The sequence below is a fragment of the Streptomyces capitiformicae genome (genome assembly GCF_002214185.1).
GTDB classification, from domain to species: domain Bacteria; phylum Actinomycetota; class Actinomycetes; order Streptomycetales; family Streptomycetaceae; genus Streptomyces; species Streptomyces capitiformicae.
This window is the reverse complement of sequence record NZ_CP022161.1, coordinates 7,126,102-7,143,062: the sequence shown is the minus strand read 5'-3', so window position 1 is coordinate 7,143,062 and position 16,961 is coordinate 7,126,102. Positions and strand designations below refer to the sequence as shown.

Genomic DNA, 16,961 nt, shown 5'->3' with positions numbered 1-16,961 from the left:
GTGCGGGTGGCTCGTGCGGGACAGCAGACTGGCCCCATGCCCACCCCAGACGCCAAGGCCGACCTCCTCTTCTACCTCCAGTCCGCCCGGGACTCCCTGCTGTGGAAACTCGACGGGCTTTCCGAGTACGACATCCGGCGCCCCATGACGCCGACCGGCACCAACCTCCTGGGCCTGGTGAAGCACGCGGCCGGCGTCGAACTGGGCTACCTGGGCGACACCTTCGGCCGCCCGCACGGCGAACCGCTGACCTGGCAGGCGGCCGACGCCGAGCCCAACTCGGACATGTGGGCGACCCCCGACGAGTCACGCGAGTGGATCACCGACCTCTACCGCCGTGCCTGGGCCCACTCGAACGCCACCGTCGACGCACTGCCCCTGGACACGATCGGCACCGTCCCCTGGTGGCCCGACGACCGCGACAAGACGACCCTCCACCACATCCTCACCCGCGTCATCGCCGACACCCAACGCCACGCGGGCCACGCCGACATCCTCCGCGAACTCATCGACGGAGCCGTGGGCATGAACGAGACCAACACGAGCCTGCCGCCGGGCGACTCCGCGTGGTGGACGGAGTACCGGAACCGGCTGGAGAGCGCGGCCCAGCAGGCGTCTCGTACGGAATAGACCGCGGTTGCCGCGCTCACCCCCGCTGGGCGACCCGCGACCACACCTCCACGTCGTGTCGTACGCCGTCCAGTGCCAACGCGTGCCGAGGGCCCACTCGGTCAGGCGGCCGGCGGCGAGTGTCACCAGCCCCCGGCCGCGCGCCTCCGGCGCGGGCCGGACGCCCAACGCGCAGGTCCCGTTGCGGGCGTCGAAGGCGGAGGACCCAGCCCCGCCGACGAGCAGTCCGTCGAGCCAGATGCCGTAGAGCCGTCTGCCGTCCCGTATCTGGTCCTCGGCGTAACCGCGCAGCCACCGTTCGACCTTGGCCGGATCGTCGATGTCCGTCGCCCGGGGCCGCCAGGGATGCACGACCGCGGCGATGGCGGTGGCCACGCGGGAACGAACCTTCATGCGGAGGATCTCTCGGGAGGTCTGGTACTTTCTGCGACCAACTGAATGCATTCCGTAATAATCCGAATGTGTGAAGGAATCGGAGAAGCGATGAACAAGCTCAAGAAGGCCGCGGCCGTAACGTTCATGGTCGGTGGCATGGCTCTCGGCGGCGGGGTCGCGCACGGCGACGACGACACCCAGGCGATCGGCAACGTCTGCGCGGTCAGCCCGTCTGGCGCCGTTGCCGGCAACCTGCAGGCCTTGCGGTGCAACCAGGACTTCGACGCCGGCGCCGCCTTCGTTCCGGGCGGGACTGTTGGCTAGGACACCTGAAGAGGCGGGTCTCGCGCCTTTTGCTGCGGGGCCCGCTTCTCAGCCCGTACCGGGTCGGGCGCCCTGAACACTCACAGCAACAGCGCGGCTGGCGGACGGCATCCATGGTCGCCGAAAGGGTGAACGCGTGGGCAGGTCTGGTGGGCCTGGTCGAGCGCGGCTACGACGACATGGACGCGGGGGCGACATGGTGCCCGGTGAGGCACTGGCGGAGGATAGGAGAGTCCTGACCTGCGGCGGAATGGAGCTGAGGGCAGGTGGCGGACGGTACTGAACAGCGGTGAATGCAACGAGAATTATCTGGCGGGCCGTGCTCGGTGTGGGGTCGGCCGTCTGCGCACCCGGTCGTACGCGTTCCGGAGACCTTTGCCCCCGCCTTGCTGCTGCGGCTGACCGTCCTCGTACCTGAGCTGTGGGAGATCGACTCCTCAATTCTGTGAGCTGCTGTGCCGGGCGAGGAGCAGTGCCACATCGTCGTCCGGTTCCCGGTGCAAGGCGCCGAGCAGCATGTCACAGGTCTCCTCCAGCGGAAGCTGGGTGCCGTCCAAGAGCCGTAGCAGCTTCTGCAGTCCGATGTCGATTGATTCCCCGCGGTTCTCCACCAGGCCGTCCGTGAACAGTGCGAGCAGCGTTCCTTCCGTCAGATCATGCTCCTCGGAGCCGAACGGCACGCCCCCGACACCGAGCGGCACTGCGCCGGGTACGTCGAGGAGTTCGGCTCTGCCGGCCGGGTCCACGAGTACCGGCGGCAGATGGCCTGCGCGGGAGAGTTCGCACCGGTGGAGCCGTGGGTCGCAGACGACGTAGAGGCAGGTGGCCATCGAGTCGGAGTCACCGAGCGAGGCGGCGATGTCGTCGAGGTGGTACAGCAGCTCGGCCGGCGGCAGGTCCAGCCGGGCGAGGGCGCGGGTGGCCGTACGGAGCTGGCCCATGATCGCCGCGGCGTGCACGCCCTTGCCCATCACGTCGCCGACGACCAGGCCGACCTTGCCGTCCTTGAGCGGCAGTACGTCGAACCAGTCTCCGCCGACCTCGCTGACCGCGGGCAGGTAGCGGGAGGCGACCTCGATGTCGGCGCAGTGCGGCGGCTCCTGGGGGAGCAGGCTGCGCTGGAGGGTGAGCGCGGTGTTGCGCTCACGTCCGTACAGCCGGGAGTTGTCGATGCAGATGGCGGCGCGTGCGGCCAGGTCGGTGGCGAGCGTGACGTCCTGGCCGTCGAACGGCCGGGGGTTCACCGTGCGGGAGAGGCTGAGTGTGCCCAGCACCTCGCCGCGGGCCAGCAGAGGGGCGGCCAGATAGGAGTGGACCCCGGCCCGCCGGAGCGTCTCGGCGGCGGAGTCGTCTCTGGCGATGCGCCGCATCGTCACGGCGGTCACCCGCCGCAGCAGGATCGGCCGCGCCTCTCGCACGCACTGGGTGATCACCCGTGATGAGTCGTACGACGCCAGTTCGCCGACCGGATCCGCAGCCTCGATCGCATGGGTGGGACAGCAGGCCGCGACGGCGAGCGCCCGGAAGTCGAGGAGGCCGTCCATGCGTGTCGTGGCCGTTCCGCCGAGATCGACCACCGAGTCGAGTACGTCGACCGCCGCGAGGTCGGCGAGCTCCGGCACGGCCACCTCCGCCAGCTCACGGGCAGTCTGGCGCAGGTCCAGCGTGGTGCCGATGCGAACACTGGCGTCGGCTATGACCGCCAGCCGCTCCCGTGCCTTCGCGACCTCGGCCGCCGCCCGCTGCCGCTCGGAGACGTCAAGGATCGCCATCGCCAGGCCCAGCACCCGCCCGTTCGCGTCCTCGATCCGGTGGTACGACTCCGAGTAGGCGTGGTCCTCGCTGTCCGCGGCCGTCCGGCCTATGGTCTGCCGATCGAGCAGTGGCTCACCGGTCCGCAGGACCTGACGCATCCGCGACTCGATGGCCTCCACATCCAGCGCCGGCAGCGCCTCGCCGACGCGGCGGCCCAGCACGGCCTCCTCGGGCACGCCGTTGATCCGCTCCAGCGACGGATTGACGCGCACCCACCGCAGATCGGTGTCGAACACCGCGATGCCCACCGGTGACTGGTGGAACAGGGTGTGGGACAGGGCCAGGTCCCGCTCCACGTCCCGTACGGTTTGGGCGTCCGTGGCCAGCCCAAGGGCATGAACGTCGCCGCGCGCATCACGCAGTTGCATGGTGCGGAACTCCACCCGGCGCATGGAGCCGTCCTTGTGCCGTACCGGAAAGACTCCCGCCCAGCGCGCACCTGAGCGTACGTGCTCGAACAGCTCTCGGGCCCGTGACCGGTTCTCCGGTGCCACCAGCAGCCGACCCGCGTTCTCGCCCAGTGCCTCAGCGGCGGAGAAACCCAGCAACAGCTCCGCCTCGGGGCTCCACAGCACGATCCGCCCGTCGCTGCCCAGGACCAGGGCGGCAACCCGCAGTAGATCGAGCAGGCCGCCCGGCGCAGCGGTGAGGCCGTCCCCCAACCTGTTCCCGTTCCAGGACTCTCGCTCAGGCATACCGGCCGTTCCCTTCGGCAGTGCCGGAACCGCCCGGGGCCTCATCCCTGGGTCTCCCTGTCAGTCATACCTTCCCTCGCGGAACACCGCATGTCATGCAGAGGCCGTTCGAGGTAGTCGGCCATTTCACCGCAAGTCGGCACCTGGGCCCGCCACCGCCACGACTCGCCCACGCTCCCGGACCGGCCACCCCTCGCACAGGGCACGGCGCAGCATCTGATCACGCCGACTCCGCGGATTCTCCGGGTATGGGTCGGGGCGGTCCGGGCCCGGCGGCATGGAGGAGGCCGGGGCCACCATGGCCGTGGGGCCGGGCGTCTCGGCGGCGGCGTGCGCCTGTCTGTTTGGCGAGATGTCCCTGATGTCGCCTGTAAACGCAACCAGAACTGCAACCGGCGTAGGCGTCTTGACCTGCGGTGGAGCGGGGCGTGAGAGAGGCGTCGTGCGGCGTCGGACGGGGGTGATTGAGACCAGGACTGAGACCAGAACTGAGACCAGAACTGAGACCAGAACTGAGACCAGAACTGAGACCAGAACCGAGACCAGAGCGCCGGGTCATACCTTCTTGACGACGATCGAGTCCGGAACCAGCTGTTCCAGGTCGTCCACGTCCGAGGTGAAGACGGTGACCTGGCCCTTCTGCTGGCGTGCGAGGACAGCGAGTACGGCGTCGATCGCGTACTCGTGGCCGTGCAGCTTGGCATCGGCCAGGAGGCGGCGGGCCTGACGGGCCTCGTCCTTTCCGATGTCCGCGACCTTGAGCCTGGAGAGCACCCAGTCCCAGCGCTGCTCGGTGGTTCTGCCGTCGTACGCTTCGACCAGCGTCATCGGAGACGTCACCACCTCGGCTTCGCCTCCGGCCGCGAGGTCGAGCCAGGCGATCATCTTCCGGTCGCCTCGTACGGCCAGGGACAGGGCTTCGCAGTCGAGTACGAAGACGCGCAGTGGCCGCTGCCCGTACTCACCGGCCCGCTTCTTCACGCGGCCTCTCCGGCGTCGTGCTTTCCAGCGGGGCGGCGGCGCTCGTGCTCGGCGTCGAGATCCTCCAGCTCCTCGAACGCTGCCGTGCGCTCCGCCTCGCTGAGGGGGCCGTGTTCCTCCTGCAGCCAGTCGGACAGTTCCCGTAGCCGGTCGCGGTCGCGCTTGAAACGCAGGGCGTCGGCGACGTACGCCGACAGGCCCCGTTCCGCCGCCTCCCCACGGATCTCGTCCAGGAGATCCGCGGGGATCGTCACCGTCACCTTCTTGGTCTCGCCATATAAGAGACCATACTCCTGGTGTTGCTTCCCTTACCGGGATGCTCCACGACAGTGGCGTGGCCGGACGGCTCGTCCTTCACCGCTGTGGTGAAGCCCAGCAGCCGTACATGGCCTCGTCCGGCGCGAAAGGCCACGGGCGAATCGCTCCGGCTCGATTCCGCCCGTTGCCGTCAAGCCCAGGGTGACAGGCGGTGGGCTGCGGGGCCGGAATCGCTCACGTGTACCCCGTATGGGGCATGGCGTGGGCGTGGCAGACTGCGACGGCGACCACGCACAATGAGGAACTGCTGGCCCGGGTACGGGAGATGATGAGGGAGCGCGGCAGCGCGCCGAAGCAGATCGCGAAGGCGCCTGGGGCTGCGTCCGGCCCAGGCCACCGCGCTGGTGTGGCGCGTCGCCGAGGCGGCGCAGGCGCACACTCCTCCAGATGAGCGGTCAGTGGTGGGCTGCCGGGTCAATGCGGGGTGGAGCGCGGGACTGGACATGACCAGGGCCCCGGCCGGGCGGCGGCCGACCCGATCGGCCAGGAGCCGATCCTGACACGGGTGGCTTCGCCCAGATCCTGCCGGCTCGCCAGGAACGGGCCAGCAGGGTGACCGTCACCGGTTTCCTGGTGGATGTGTACTGCTTCAGGGCGAAGAACGTGACCGACCCGGCGGTGATGGGTTCCGGCTCCCTGACCACATACGTATCGAAGTACTACTCGGCTTTCGACCACCCGCCCCTGTCGATCAGCGTGGAGCAGGCACAGACGATCGTGCACGACGCGATCACCTACGCCGGCGGCCTCGGCTTCGAGCCCGCGGCCGGCTTCACCGACGCCGCCATGCACCGGGGACCCCGCTCGGCGATCGGCCCACCATCGGCTTCGGCCGGGACGGTAAACCGTTCTATTTCTGTCCCCACGACGACCCGAGCAATTTCGCATTTCCCTTCGGATGCTTGTGCTATTGTGCGGCATCGTTATTCGCGAGAGCGGGTGACGTAAAGGTTCGGTGGATAAAGTGCGAAGGGTTGACTGTGCATAAGTACATAAAGGTGGCGGCTGGCGTGATAGCCCTCATGGCCTTGGTGCCGACTGCGGCATCCGCAGTGACTGGCGGTCGGGAGGGTGCCGGGGCCGCATGCACCTCGGATGGCAACGAGCCGACTGGACGCCTCCTGGCCAAGCGCATCGAGAAAGACATAAACGAGGCCCTGAGGGGCCGCGACAGTGTGGCGTCGGTTGCACTCTACGACCGCAAAACCGGTATTGCTTGCGCATACGACGAGAACAGGCAGCAGGACGCGGCAAGTGTGATAAAGCCAGTCATCCTGGGTGCGCTGCTGTTCCACAGCAAGGGCCCTCTGACCGGTGAGGACGACACTCTTGCCAGAAAAATGATCACTGCTTCGGACAATGCTGCAGCCACGACTCTCTGGAAAAAACTTTCGGACCTGACGAATCCGTCCGCCCCGAACCCTGTTAAGATTCAGGAATTTCTCGACGCGGCGGGAATGAAAAACACCATCCTCGACAAGGAAGGCTTCTGGGGTCTCAGTCAGGTCACCGCGGCGGATCAGCTTCAACTTCTGAAGGTGTTCACTGACAACAGTGACACAGGAGCGCCGGTGCTCCCCCAAGAGGCACGCGCCTACGCGCTGGACCTCATGAATCACGTCCAAAGTGACCAGCGATGGGGAGCCCCGGCAGGAGCTCCCCAGAACGCTGTCGTCCATGTCAAGAACGGCTGGCTGCGGCGCTCCAACAATCCTGGTGTAGACCCCTACGACAGGCTTGACTGGAAGGTGAACAGCATGGCTGCATTCACTGGTGACGACTACGACTACGGGCTTGTTGTCCTCACGGAGAACAACAGAGTCCCTGATGGCCATCCGGCAGAATCAGGGTGGATTTACGGGATAGGCACCATTGAAGGAGTCGCTCGCGCAGTTCACCACGATCTGTTCCCGGAGCAGTCGTCTTCCCGCCGCCTCCAGCTCACCCCGCAGAATCTGGTCAAGCAGCTCAAGTTGCAGCCCCACCAGCCCAGATGAGGTGGATGGGTGGCTGCGGCAAAGAGGTGCTCCGGCCAGGGCTTCGGCGTAGTCGTGTACACCGCAGCCTGCACCGCCCCGCGCCGCGGCTTCTCCACCGACTACGACAGCCGTCCCGCCGCTGAACGGGCCCATCCTCCGCCGGCTCTCCGGGCTCGGCGGCTGTACCACTTCGGCAAGGACAGGAAGTGGCACGGTCGGGTGACGGTAGACGTCCGCGATGACGGTAAGCCCGACCGCCGTCACATCGAGCGGAAGACCAGGGCCGAGGTGACCAAGGCAGTCCGCGCGATGGAGCGGGCGAGGGATGCCAAGAAACTCCGGAAGCTGGGTAGGAGCTGGACCGTTCAGCCGGCTTGAGCACTGGGTCGAGAGCATCGCCACGTCGTACGTCTCCGAGAACATGTGCGACGGCCACGAGGTGGGCGTGCGTGTCCACCTCGTGGCCGGCCTGGGCGCACACCGGCTTGAGCGACTGGAGCGCTTCTACTGGAAGATGGCACGGCCTGGTGCGGCCCTCGTTCGTAGCGGGGCCGCCGGTTGGCGAGGCGAAGGCGTACCCCTTGCCCGCGCAGTCGGCACCGGCCGCGATCCGTTCCCACTCCTGCTCCTCCCGGTGCTGGCGGAGGAGCTTGATCAGCGGATCCGGCAGGCCGATCGTCCGCCGTCCGGCGCGGGACTTGGTCGTCTTGTACTCGCGGCGGACCTGCTCATGCTGCGGGCAGTAGCCGACCTTCCTCCCGCAAGGGTCGTCTCCGCAGCCGTGCGCGTACTTGGGCCGGAGCCGGTTATTGCGGGTACTGACGTACCCCGCGTCCAGGTCGACGACCTCCCGGTGCAGCCCGAGGGCCTTCCCTTCCCGGAGCCCGAGCGCCAGGGCGACGACCCAGCGCGCGCTGTCGCGGAGCTTGGCCGCCTCGACGAGCAGGCAATGCACCTCCTCGATCGTGTACGGCTCGATGTCCTCCTCTTCGAGCCGCGGAGCCTTGGCGATCTCGTTCGCGGCGCGGGGCTTTGGCGATCTCGGCGACGTTGGTGGGCACGTGCCCGCGCCGCACTGCCTCGCCAAGGGCCACCCGGATGGTCCGATGAGCATGATGAGTGATGCCGACCGAACTGCCGGAGCTCTGCCGCCGGGCGTTGATCAGCCAGCACTCCATGTCGTGTCCGAGCAGGTAGAACACGGGCTTCCAGTACACGCCGGTGGCCTCCATGCCGGCCACGGTGACTCCTTCGGCGAGCAGCCAGTCCCGCATGGCCAGCAGCCCGGACGTCATCGACGAGAAGGTGCGGGTCTCCTTGAGACGGACAAAGGCCAGAGGGCCGGACCGGTGAGGCGGCCCGGCCCTCTGAGCTGGCGGAGCATACGAGATTCGAACTCGTGAGGGGTTGCCCCCAACACGCTTTCCACATGTTCGTCTGGGGGTTCAGCGAGGGCCGGGGGCGTGCTGACCTGCGGTGGAGCGGTTGCTGAGGGAAGTTTCGGACGGCGCCGGACGGGGGTGAATGAGACCAGAACTGAGACCACGCGGCTACCTGGGCATGACGCCGTGAATGCGGGAGAGGGTGAAAACACGCTCGTCGTTCCGCAGATGGCACCAGGCGTACAGGTGGGGCGGGTCGAGATCGAGCTCGCTGAGGGTCCGGATAGTGCGGCTGCCCGAGGCGGCGACGTATTCAATGGTGACCGGGTGGCCTTCGCTTACGGCATGGGCCAGCTGACGAACGTCGGTGAGGGATAGCTGACGGGCGTACCCGGCGATGATTTCCTCGGTGTCGCTGTCGAAGGGGATGCCGTTGTACGGGTCGGGCTGCGGGGAGGCCGGTGGCGCGGTCTTCAACCGAGTGGCCAGGGCACGCAGGTCGGCCGCCGCCGGAGCCTCATCCGTCCGGCCGTCGGTCTTCCGGCGGCGGGAGGTGGCGCCGGACCGGCGCGGGGACGGGACCGGTGCGACGGCACGGTGGCGCTGAGCCTTCTCGACTCGTACCGTCCCGTCGGCGGTTTCGGCGACTGGGGCATAGCCCGCGGCCCGGAGCGCTGCGAGGGTTTTGTCGAGCGAGGTCCGGCTCACCAGTACAGTCGGCGCCAGGTGCCGCAGGCCGAGTTGGGCTAGCCCTCGGTGGGCGGCCAGCTCGGCCAGGAGTGCGGGCTCTTCGCCGTGGAGCACGCAGGCCGCGGGGGCGATGCGCACCCGGCCGTGACCGCGCGCGGTGTCGTGGATCAAGTAGACCAGCGGCTGGGGGAGAGTCTCTACGGAGATGGCGGCCAGGTCGGCTTCGATGGCATCGGGGGTGCGGCCGGCGTCCAGGGCCCGGCGGATGGTGCCGGAGCTGAACCGCCACACCGATGCCGTGCCGCCGGTTTCGCGGTCGGCGACCGAATCCAGCAGCGTGGTGAGGCGGGCGGACGGCGTGCCGGTGACGACGGCCGTGAGGTCGGTGCCGAAGCGGGCGGACGCGGTGGCGTCGGGAAGCAGCCGTCGGCAGGCGGCGGCCAGTGTCTCGGCGTCATCGTCCGGCCGGGTGGACAACAGGGCGGTCCCGACGGGGGACAGAGCGCCCCGGGCGAGAACGCCGAGCAGTTCCGCCTCGCGGATCACGGTGGCGAACGGCGTGGCGTCCTGGGGCAGCGAGTCGGCGAGTGGACGGTGCCAGGCGACAAGCGGGCCCAGGTCCGCGTGACTCTTCACGCCGTGCCCCACTGGGAGCCGTGCCGCGGCGGTGAGGAGACCCTCCCGGGCCTGCAGACAGCCGCCACAAGGAGGTGCTCCGGCAAGCACGGCCAGGGACTTGCCGTCCTCGTCGCGGGCCTGACCGGGGGTGAGCTGCATTGTCCGCCACGCCCGGAGAAGCACCGCGAACTGTTCAGCCGGTTCCTGTTCCGCCCAGGCGTCGTAGCCTTCCGTCGCCGTGACCCTGTCGCCGTCCCGGGCCAACAGCCCGGCGGCGTAGGCCGTTTCGAACACAATGCGCACTACGACGTCGTCACAGCGTGCCGCCTTGCCGACCCGGGAGAGTTCTCGTGCTCCGATCCCGCCGCTCTTCAGCCGGGCCGGCGGTGAGGCGGCGCACACCGTGAGAACCGAGGCGGCATGAGCGCCGAACGCCATGGCCGCGGCCGTCGCCTCGCGGTCCACCTCGGCCGGGGTGACGGGCATGGCGGGCACGTCGGGCGGGACGGGCTCGAACGGAGCGCGCCAGCCGGGCCCGCGCAGAGCGAGCGCCACCTCGGCCGGCATGCGCGCCGTTCCGTACCCGCGACGGTCCTGAACCAGAAGTCCCCGCTCCAGCGCCCATCGCGCACCCGGCTCCGAGTCGATCCCCGGAGACCCGAACACAATGAACTCCGACCGCCCCGGCGCGGTCCTCGCCCGGCGCTCAAGCAGCTTGCGGGTGGCCACCGGAGCCCGTGCCACGAGTTCGGTGATCCGCGCGCTGTCTCTGTGGTGTTCCACCAGGTCCGTCAGCCGCTGCTGCTTGGTGCCACCGGACTTGATCCCCAATGCCCCCAGCATGCGGCGCAGTTCGTCGGAGGTGGTGTCCTTCAGCAGTTGACGCAGTGGTGGGTCCAGTCCCAACGGAGCGTCCCAAGCCTGCCGCAGCGGCGCCACCATGCGCAGCAGTCCCTGACCATCCGGCCAGACCAGCGCGTGATCGGCCAGCGTGTGAAGGGCCGCGTCCAGCCCGCGAGCACGCTCCTCGTCCACCGCTCCCAGCAGTTCCGCCGCTGCATCGCGGGTGGTGGGCGCCAGCGCCGCGAGCGCCTCGGCCACCTGCAGGTGCGGGAGCGCGAGCCGGGGTAGTACCTGTGCCACGGCCCCCGGCCGCTGCAGGCGGTCCGCCAGTTCACCGACCGACCTCGGCTCCGGAGGAGACACGGCATCGGCCCTCGTTGTGAGGACCCTCTCCAGCCGCGCTGTATCAAGGCTGAGCAGCCAGGCGGCCAGTGTTGATCCACTGGACTTACTGATGGGGAACACCTCACCGTCGAAGAGCAGGATGGCTCCGCAAGGGGAACCGGCACGCACAGTATTCAAGGGTGGCGGACGGACAACGCCGATGAGGTCACACGAAAGGGTGTTGCATGCTGCGTGTTGCATGCAGCGCGGCCGTGGTGCGGGGGCGTACACCGTAAGGGTGGCCGATGTCCGCCCGAGTGCATGCCGCGGCGACGTCGGCTGACGTCGCCGACTATCGCCGCGGGTCATACCTTCCGGACGACGATCGACTCCGGGACCAGTCGCTCCAGATCGTCCACGTCCGAGGTGAAGACGGTGACCTGCCCCTTCTGTCGCCGGGCGATGACGGCCAGTACCGCGTCGATGGCGTACTTGTGTCCGTGCAGCTTCGCGTCGGCCAGGAGCCGACGGGCCTGACGTGCCTCGTCCTTCCCGATCTCGGCAACCTTGAGGCGCGAGAGGACCCAGTCCCAGCGCTGCTCGGTGGTCCTGCCGTCGTATGCCTCGACCAGCGTCATAGGAGATGTCACCACCTCGGCCTCGCCCCGCGCTGCGAGGTCCAGCCAGGCGATCATCTTCCGGTCACCGCGCACGGCGAGGGACAGTGCCTCACAGTCGAGCACGAAGACGCGCAGCCGCGGCTGCGCAGGGTCACCGGCCCGTTTCTTCACGCGGCCTCTCCGGTCTTCACGCGGCCTCTCCGGCATTGTCCTTGGCGGTGGCGCGGCGGCGCTCGTGCTCGGCGTCGAGGTCCGCCAGCTCCTCCAGCGCTTCCACATGTTCGTCATCGGTGACGGGGCCGTGTTCCTCCTGCAGCCAGTCCGCGAGTTCCCGCAGCCGGTCCCGGTCGCGCTTGAAGCGCAGTGCCTCGGCGACGTACGCCGACAGGCCCCGCTCGGCTGCCTCCGTGCGGATCTCGTCCAGGAGATCCTCAGGGATGGTCACCGTCACCTTCTTGGTTGCCATATAAGTCACCATACTCCTGGTATCGAATCCCTTACCAGGTTGTCGCTGCGACAGCCTCGAGTGCGGCCTGCGCACGTGGCCGGGCTCGGCCGGAGAGTTCCGGAGCGGAGTCGGCTGTCAGGCGGCTGTGGCGGGGCGTGGGTCGCCGTGGAACACCTGGCTCGCGTGCCAGGCGCGATGGGTCGGCGCGATGGAGCGGATGCCCGGCTGAGGGCCGACGAGCGTACGGCCCGCGAGTGCTATGACGTGTTCGTGGGCGGCAGGGCTGTGGCCGACGAACCGCTGTGAGACCAGGATGCGGTGGCCGTCGCCGACACCGAGGACGCCCTTGTCGAAGAGCTTGTGGTGCAGCGAGCACAGACACAGTCCGTTGTCGACATCGTCAGGGCCGCCGAACGCCCACCACCGCACGTGCGCGGCCTCCAGTCCGACCGGAACCGCGCCGATCCTGCCGTCATAGCCGCAGAAGGCGCACCGATACTCGTAAGCCGTCAGCACCAGCTCCCGCATCCGTGGGTCCCGGCGCCTCCGCACGGCCGAGACCTCGGCGGTCTCCGCCTGTTCCGGCTCCAGACCGACGACTTCGCACAACTCGTCGTGGAGCGATGGCGGGAAGTTCAGGTCGAGCAGCACCCGTGCCATCCGGCCGAGCAGCGACGGCTCACGCCGCAGCGCCGTCCGCAGGTCGGGCGCCAGGCGCCCTGCCGCTCCCGCGGCCCGCAGCTCCCGTACCCCACTACCGGGGCTGCCCGGTCCGCGATCGGTACGCACCTCCCACACCCCGTCACTGGCCAGGTGATGGAACGGGTAGGCGGGCGTCGTCTTGTTGGGTGGCCCGTACTCGGACAGCAGCCGCTTCAGGTCCTCTTCCACTGCGCTGTACCGCAGCTCGTCGTCGGCACCCTGTTGGAACCGGCCGAGGGCGTACAGAAGCAGCAGCGGCTTGTGCGGAGCGCGAGTGCCGCTTCTGGTCCACTGCCTCAGCTTTGCGGTGCGCTCCAGCCAGTCCATGACCGGCGATCGTAGCGGCGCCCTCGGACACTGTCCCGGACTTGCGAGGGCAGGCGGCTGACGGCGGCCTGGAGTCGCAGCGATGGCGCTGAATGACCGGAATAAACGAGACCAAAACTGAGACCATGGCATGCCAGAACGTCGGACCGCGAGTTGCGGTCCGACGCTCGGTTTCGCCTGTTCAGGCGGCTGCGGAGGATACGAGATTCGAACTCGTGAGGGGTTGCCCCCAACACACTTTCCCAATGGTCGTCCGGGGGTTCAGCGAGGGCCGGGGGCGTGCTGACCTGCGGCGGAGTGGGGCTGGGGGCAGGTGGCGGACGGCGCTGGACGGGGGTGAATGAGACCAGAACTGAGACCAGAACTGAGACCAGGGCGCCGGGTCATACCTTCTTGACGACGATGGTGTCCGGGAGGAGCTTCTCCAGGTCGTCTACGTCCGAGGTGAAGACGGTGACCTGGCCCTTCTGCTGGCGTGCGAGGACAGCGAGTACGGCGTCGATCGCGTACTTGTGGCCGTGCAGCTTGGCGTCAGCCAGGAGGCGCCGGGCCTGGCGAGCCTCGTCCTTTCCGATGTCGGCGACCTTGAGCCGGGAGAGCACCCAGTCCCAGCGCTGCTCGGTGGTTCTGCCGTCGTACGCCTCGACCAGTGTCATCGGGGACGTCACCACCTCGGCTTCCCCTCGCGCCGCGAGGTCGAGCCAGGCGATCGTCTTCCTGCCGCCGCGTACCGCAAGGGACAGGGCTTCGCGGTCCAGTACGAAGACACGGAGAGGCGGCTGCCCGTGCTCAGCGGCTCGCTTCTTCACGCAGCCTCTCCGGCGTTGTGCTTTCCGGTGGCGCGGCGCTGCTCGTGTTCGGCGTCGAGGTCCTCCAACTCCTGGAAAGCTGCCGCACGCTCGTCATCGGTAACGGGGCCGTGTTCCTCCTGCAGCCAGTCGACCAGCTCCAGCAGCCGGTCCCGGTCGCGCTTGAAGCGCAGTGCCTCGGCGACGTACGCCGACAGGCCCCGCTCGGCCGCCTCCGCACGACCAGTGAGTCGCCTCGATGGCCTGACGCGAATTTCCGCGGTCAGGGGGCTATGGCAGGTCGCGGGGAGGACACCTCACTTCGTTCAGGCAACAACATCGTCGGCCGGCCAGTGCCGCACGCATGCCAGGGATGCCCTGTATACAGGAGCCACGCTTGTCACGCTCCCGCCCACACCACACCCCTGTGCTTGACCATTCCGCGGTCACAATCTCTTGCTCTGCGGTGTGAGAGCGGCGCAACGGAATGTCCCACGCGGTCTAACAGGCAGGAAACCGGCCGCTACGGCGGGCGGACTAGCTTCGTGACATGAGGGTGTGGATGCCCGTACGGCCGCTGCGCGGCAAGGTTGCCGCGATCGGCAAGGGCAGATTCGGCAAGGGCGGTTCAGTGCGCCGCCACGGGGGCCGAACGACTCCCGGGCGACGGCCGATGCCTGGCTGGCGCAGCATCAGGGGCCGAGTGACGGTGGTCATCACGGTCCCGATCTGCTTGCTGCTGGCGGTGGCCGGTCTCGCCGTGCACGGCCGCGCCGAGGCCCTCGGCGATGCCCGGACGACCCGTGCCGAGGCCGGCCTCAGCCTGCGCATCCAGGCCCTGGTGCACCAGCTGCAGCGCGAACGCGGCCTGACCAACGGCCTGTTGGGCGGTGAGAAGGAGTTCCGCCCACCGCTTTCCGCCACGCGCAAGCGCGTTGACACGGTACTGCGCGGAATGCGCACCGAAAGCGCCGTCGAGGACGTCGTCCAGCGGCACTTGCGACGTCTCGCCGACATCCGAGCCGCCGCCGACAGAGGCACCGCCGGCCAGGCCGCGACCCTCACCTTCTACACCAGCGCCGTCAACGCCCTGAACGCCGTCGATCCGGTGGCGGAGACCGCGACCGGCGCCGACCGCCAACTGCGCGACCGGCTGGCCGCGTTGCGCGAGCTGGCCGCCGCCAAGGAGTCCGTCGCCCTCGAACGCGGGCTCCTCAACGGTGTGTTCGCCCAAGGCGCCTTCCACGGCCGTGAGTACATCGACTTCACCGAGGTGCGAGCCACCCGCGTCGCCGCCCTCACCCGCTTCCGGCAGGTCGCCACCGCACCTCAGCGCGCGGCACTGGAGAAAGCCTTCGCGACCGAGGACGCCGAACGCGCCACCGCCTACGAGAAACAGGCGGAAGGCGCCGCCGACGGCTCCCCGCTGCGCGCCGACGCCCGCACCTGGTGGGACGCGATGACCGTACTCGTCGACGATCTGTACGCCGTCCAGCAGTCGGTCGGTGACGACGTACGGGACAGGGCCGACCGGCTCAGCCACGACGCCGAACTGGCCCTCGCCGCCTATCTCGTCACGGGCACGCTCATCGCCGCCCTGGTCGCGGGCCTCGCCGCTGTCGCCTCCCGGTCGCTCACGCGCCCGCTCCGTGGACTCGCCGAGACCGCTCACGACGTGGCGCGCCGCCGACTGCCCGCAGCCGTCGCCCGTATCCAGCAGTCCCCGCAGGACTCTGCTCAGCTCCTGACGCCGGAGGACGCGCAGGACACCCCCGATGCACGGCTGCTGGGCGGTGCGGCCGAGATCGCCGAGGTCGCAGCGTCCCTGCAGCAGGTGGAACACACGGCCCTCCAGCTGGCTGCCCAGCAGGCCGGCCTGCGTCGCAACACCACGGAATCGCTCGCCAATCTCGGCCGCCGGAACCAGAGCCTCGTACGTCGTCAACTCAGCCTCATCACCCGCCTGGAACGGCAGGAACTCGACCCGGACGCCCTCGCCGAGCTCTTCGAACTCGACCACCTCGCCACCCGTATGCGGCGCAACGCCGAAAGCCTGCTGGTCCTGGCCGGGCAGAATCCGCCAAGGCCCACAGCAGCACCCGCCGACGGTCTGGAGGTCGTCCAGTCCGCAGTCGCCGAGGTGGAGCAGTACCGTCGAGTTCTGATCGCGACCGTGGAGCCGGTGCGGGTGCGTGGGCACGCCGTCGCAGATGTCGCCCACCTCCTCGCCGAACTCATCGAGAACGGACTGAATTTCTCGCCCCCGACCGAACCGGTCGAGGTGCACGGCTGGTACGACACCGAGGACGACACGTACTCCTTCGGTGTCGTCGACCACGGCATCGGCATGTCCGAAGCCGACAAAGCACGTGCGGGCGCCCTCCTCTCCGACTCCGGCGAGGAGGCCCTCGTTGCCGCACCCACCCGGTTCCTCGGCCACCTCGTCGTCGGCCGACTCGCCCACCGCCTCGGTGAAGGCGCTCAAGTCCACCTCTTCGACACTCCTGGCGGCGGCCTGTCCGCCCTCCTTGTCCTCCCCGGGCGCCTGCTCGCCCCCGTGGAAGCCCCCTCCACCTCACCCCCACCCGCCAGGCCCGCTGTCTCCTCCCTGCTCAACGGCTTCCGAGCAGGTGTCGCCCGCGCCGAAGCCAGAAACCCCCAAGGAGCGTCATCGTGACCACCGCCGTCCAGAGTTTCGGCTGGCTCGTCTCGGAGTTCGTGCGCACCGCCGACGGCGTCACCGATGCCGTCGCCGTTTCCTCTGACGGCCTGCTCATGGCCGCCTCGGACAGCCTCGGCCGAGATCGCGCCGACCACTTGGCCGCCGTCGTCTCCGGCATCACCAGCCTCGCCCAGAACGCGGCGACGGCACACGGCTTCCACGGCATGAAGCTCGTCATGATCGAAATGCTTGGGGGCTTCCTCATGGTCGGTCGTATCCGCGACGGCAGCTGCCTCGGCGTCCTCGCCGCCGAAGGGTGCGACGTGGGCCTCGTCGGCTACGAAATGGCCGTCCTCGCCGACCGCGCCGGCGAGCTGCTCACCCCGCAGTTGGTACGCGAACTGCACTCCGCGCCCAGGTGAGCCCACCCGATCGCCGCC

At 68.8% G+C, this 16,961-nt stretch carries 16 protein-coding genes and 1 pseudogene; 7 read left to right on the top strand and 10 right to left on the bottom strand.

The window, feature by feature from the left end; all coding sequences use genetic code 11:
• The first annotated feature begins 36 nt into the window (after nt 1-36).
• Nucleotides 37-630, top strand: coding sequence for a DinB family protein (locus tag CES90_RS31915; protein ID WP_189781009.1), 594 nt, complete (start codon nt 37-39; stop codon nt 628-630).
• A gap of 483 nt (nt 631-1,113) precedes the next feature.
• On the top strand, nt 1,114-1,329 hold the full coding sequence (locus CES90_RS31910; RefSeq protein WP_189781010.1) for a hypothetical protein: 216 nt from the start codon (nt 1,114-1,116) through the stop codon (nt 1,327-1,329).
• A 437-nt stretch (nt 1,330-1,766) separates the two neighbouring features.
• On the opposite strand, the gene CES90_RS31905 is transcribed toward CES90_RS31910, so the two are convergent.
• The 3 genes from CES90_RS31905 to CES90_RS31895 form a co-directional block, all read right to left on the bottom strand.
• Nucleotides 1,767-3,839: a SpoIIE family protein phosphatase gene (locus CES90_RS31905; RefSeq protein ID WP_189781011.1), complete on the bottom strand. Its 2,073-nt coding sequence runs from the start codon at nt 3,837-3,839 to the stop codon at nt 1,767-1,769.
• A gap of 555 nt (nt 3,840-4,394) precedes the next feature.
• A complete protein-coding gene (locus CES90_RS31900) occupies nt 4,395-4,820 on the bottom strand; it encodes a PIN domain-containing protein (protein WP_189781012.1) in 426 nt (141 codons plus the stop codon).
• Nucleotides 4,817-5,074: a CopG family transcriptional regulator gene (locus tag CES90_RS31895; protein WP_229913594.1), complete on the bottom strand. Its 258-nt coding sequence runs from the start codon at nt 5,072-5,074 to the stop codon at nt 4,817-4,819. The genes CES90_RS31900 and CES90_RS31895 overlap by 4 nt, the downstream gene beginning before the upstream one ends.
• A 616-nt stretch (nt 5,075-5,690) precedes the next feature.
• On the opposite strand from CES90_RS31895, the gene CES90_RS31890 reads away from it, so the two are divergent.
• From CES90_RS31890 to CES90_RS52085, 3 genes are read left to right on the top strand one after another with little or no spacing between them, the layout of a single operon-like run.
• Nucleotides 5,691-6,086, top strand: coding sequence for a hypothetical protein (locus CES90_RS31890; protein ID WP_189781014.1), 396 nt, complete (start codon nt 5,691-5,693; stop codon nt 6,084-6,086).
• A gap of 32 nt (nt 6,087-6,118) precedes the next feature.
• Nucleotides 6,119-7,135, top strand: coding sequence for a serine hydrolase (locus CES90_RS31885; protein WP_229913609.1), 1,017 nt, complete (start codon nt 6,119-6,121; stop codon nt 7,133-7,135).
• Nucleotides 7,136-7,144: 9 nt separating this feature from the next.
• Nucleotides 7,145-7,495 (top strand): mobile element transfer protein, encoded by a 351-nt coding sequence (locus CES90_RS52085; protein ID WP_373313268.1) that lies wholly within the window; start codon nt 7,145-7,147, stop codon nt 7,493-7,495.
• Nucleotides 7,496-8,256: 761 nt separating this feature from the next.
• Here the strand turns inward: CES90_RS52085 and CES90_RS50110 are convergent.
• From CES90_RS50110 to CES90_RS50105, 7 genes and pseudogenes are all read right to left on the bottom strand, one after another.
• Nucleotides 8,257-8,442 (bottom strand): annotated as a pseudogene (locus CES90_RS50110) (IS110 family transposase); the annotation flags it as partial.
• Between the two features lie 225 nt (nt 8,443-8,667).
• Nucleotides 8,668-11,115 carry a helicase-associated domain-containing protein gene (locus tag CES90_RS31870; protein ID WP_229913610.1) on the bottom strand — a complete coding sequence of 816 codons (2,448 nt, stop codon included), beginning with the start codon at nt 11,113-11,115 and terminating at the stop codon, nt 8,668-8,670.
• 224 nt (nt 11,116-11,339) lie between these two features.
• Nucleotides 11,340-11,765, bottom strand: coding sequence for a PIN domain-containing protein (locus tag CES90_RS31865; RefSeq protein WP_149827009.1), 426 nt, complete (start codon nt 11,763-11,765; stop codon nt 11,340-11,342).
• Nucleotides 11,766-11,781: 16 nt separating this feature from the next.
• Complete coding sequence (locus tag CES90_RS31860) at nt 11,782-12,060, bottom strand: CopG family transcriptional regulator (protein WP_189781016.1); 279 nt, start codon at nt 12,058-12,060, stop codon at nt 11,782-11,784.
• Between the two features lie 117 nt (nt 12,061-12,177).
• Nucleotides 12,178-13,071 carry a phosphorothioated DNA-binding restriction endonuclease gene (locus CES90_RS31855; RefSeq protein WP_189781017.1) on the bottom strand — a complete coding sequence of 298 codons (894 nt, stop codon included), beginning with the start codon at nt 13,069-13,071 and terminating at the stop codon, nt 12,178-12,180.
• 383 nt (nt 13,072-13,454) lie between these two features.
• Nucleotides 13,455-13,880, bottom strand: coding sequence for a PIN domain-containing protein (locus CES90_RS31850; RefSeq protein WP_189781018.1), 426 nt, complete (start codon nt 13,878-13,880; stop codon nt 13,455-13,457).
• On the bottom strand, nt 13,877-14,146 hold the full coding sequence (locus tag CES90_RS50105; RefSeq protein ID WP_229913611.1) for a CopG family transcriptional regulator: 270 nt from the start codon (nt 14,144-14,146) through the stop codon (nt 13,877-13,879). The genes CES90_RS31850 and CES90_RS50105 overlap by 4 nt, the downstream gene beginning before the upstream one ends.
• Nucleotides 14,147-14,409: 263 nt before the next feature.
• Here CES90_RS50105 and CES90_RS31845 point away from each other — a divergent pair, with 263 nt between their 5' ends.
• The gene (locus CES90_RS31845) at nt 14,410-16,536 is read left to right on the top strand and encodes a sensor histidine kinase (protein WP_229913595.1); all 2,127 of its coding nucleotides are present in this window, start codon (nt 14,410-14,412) and stop codon (nt 16,534-16,536) included.
• Complete coding sequence (locus CES90_RS31840) at nt 16,533-16,943, top strand: roadblock/LC7 domain-containing protein (protein ID WP_189781019.1); 411 nt, start codon at nt 16,533-16,535, stop codon at nt 16,941-16,943. The genes CES90_RS31845 and CES90_RS31840 overlap by 4 nt, the downstream gene beginning before the upstream one ends.
• Nucleotides 16,944-16,961 lie beyond the last annotated feature (18 nt).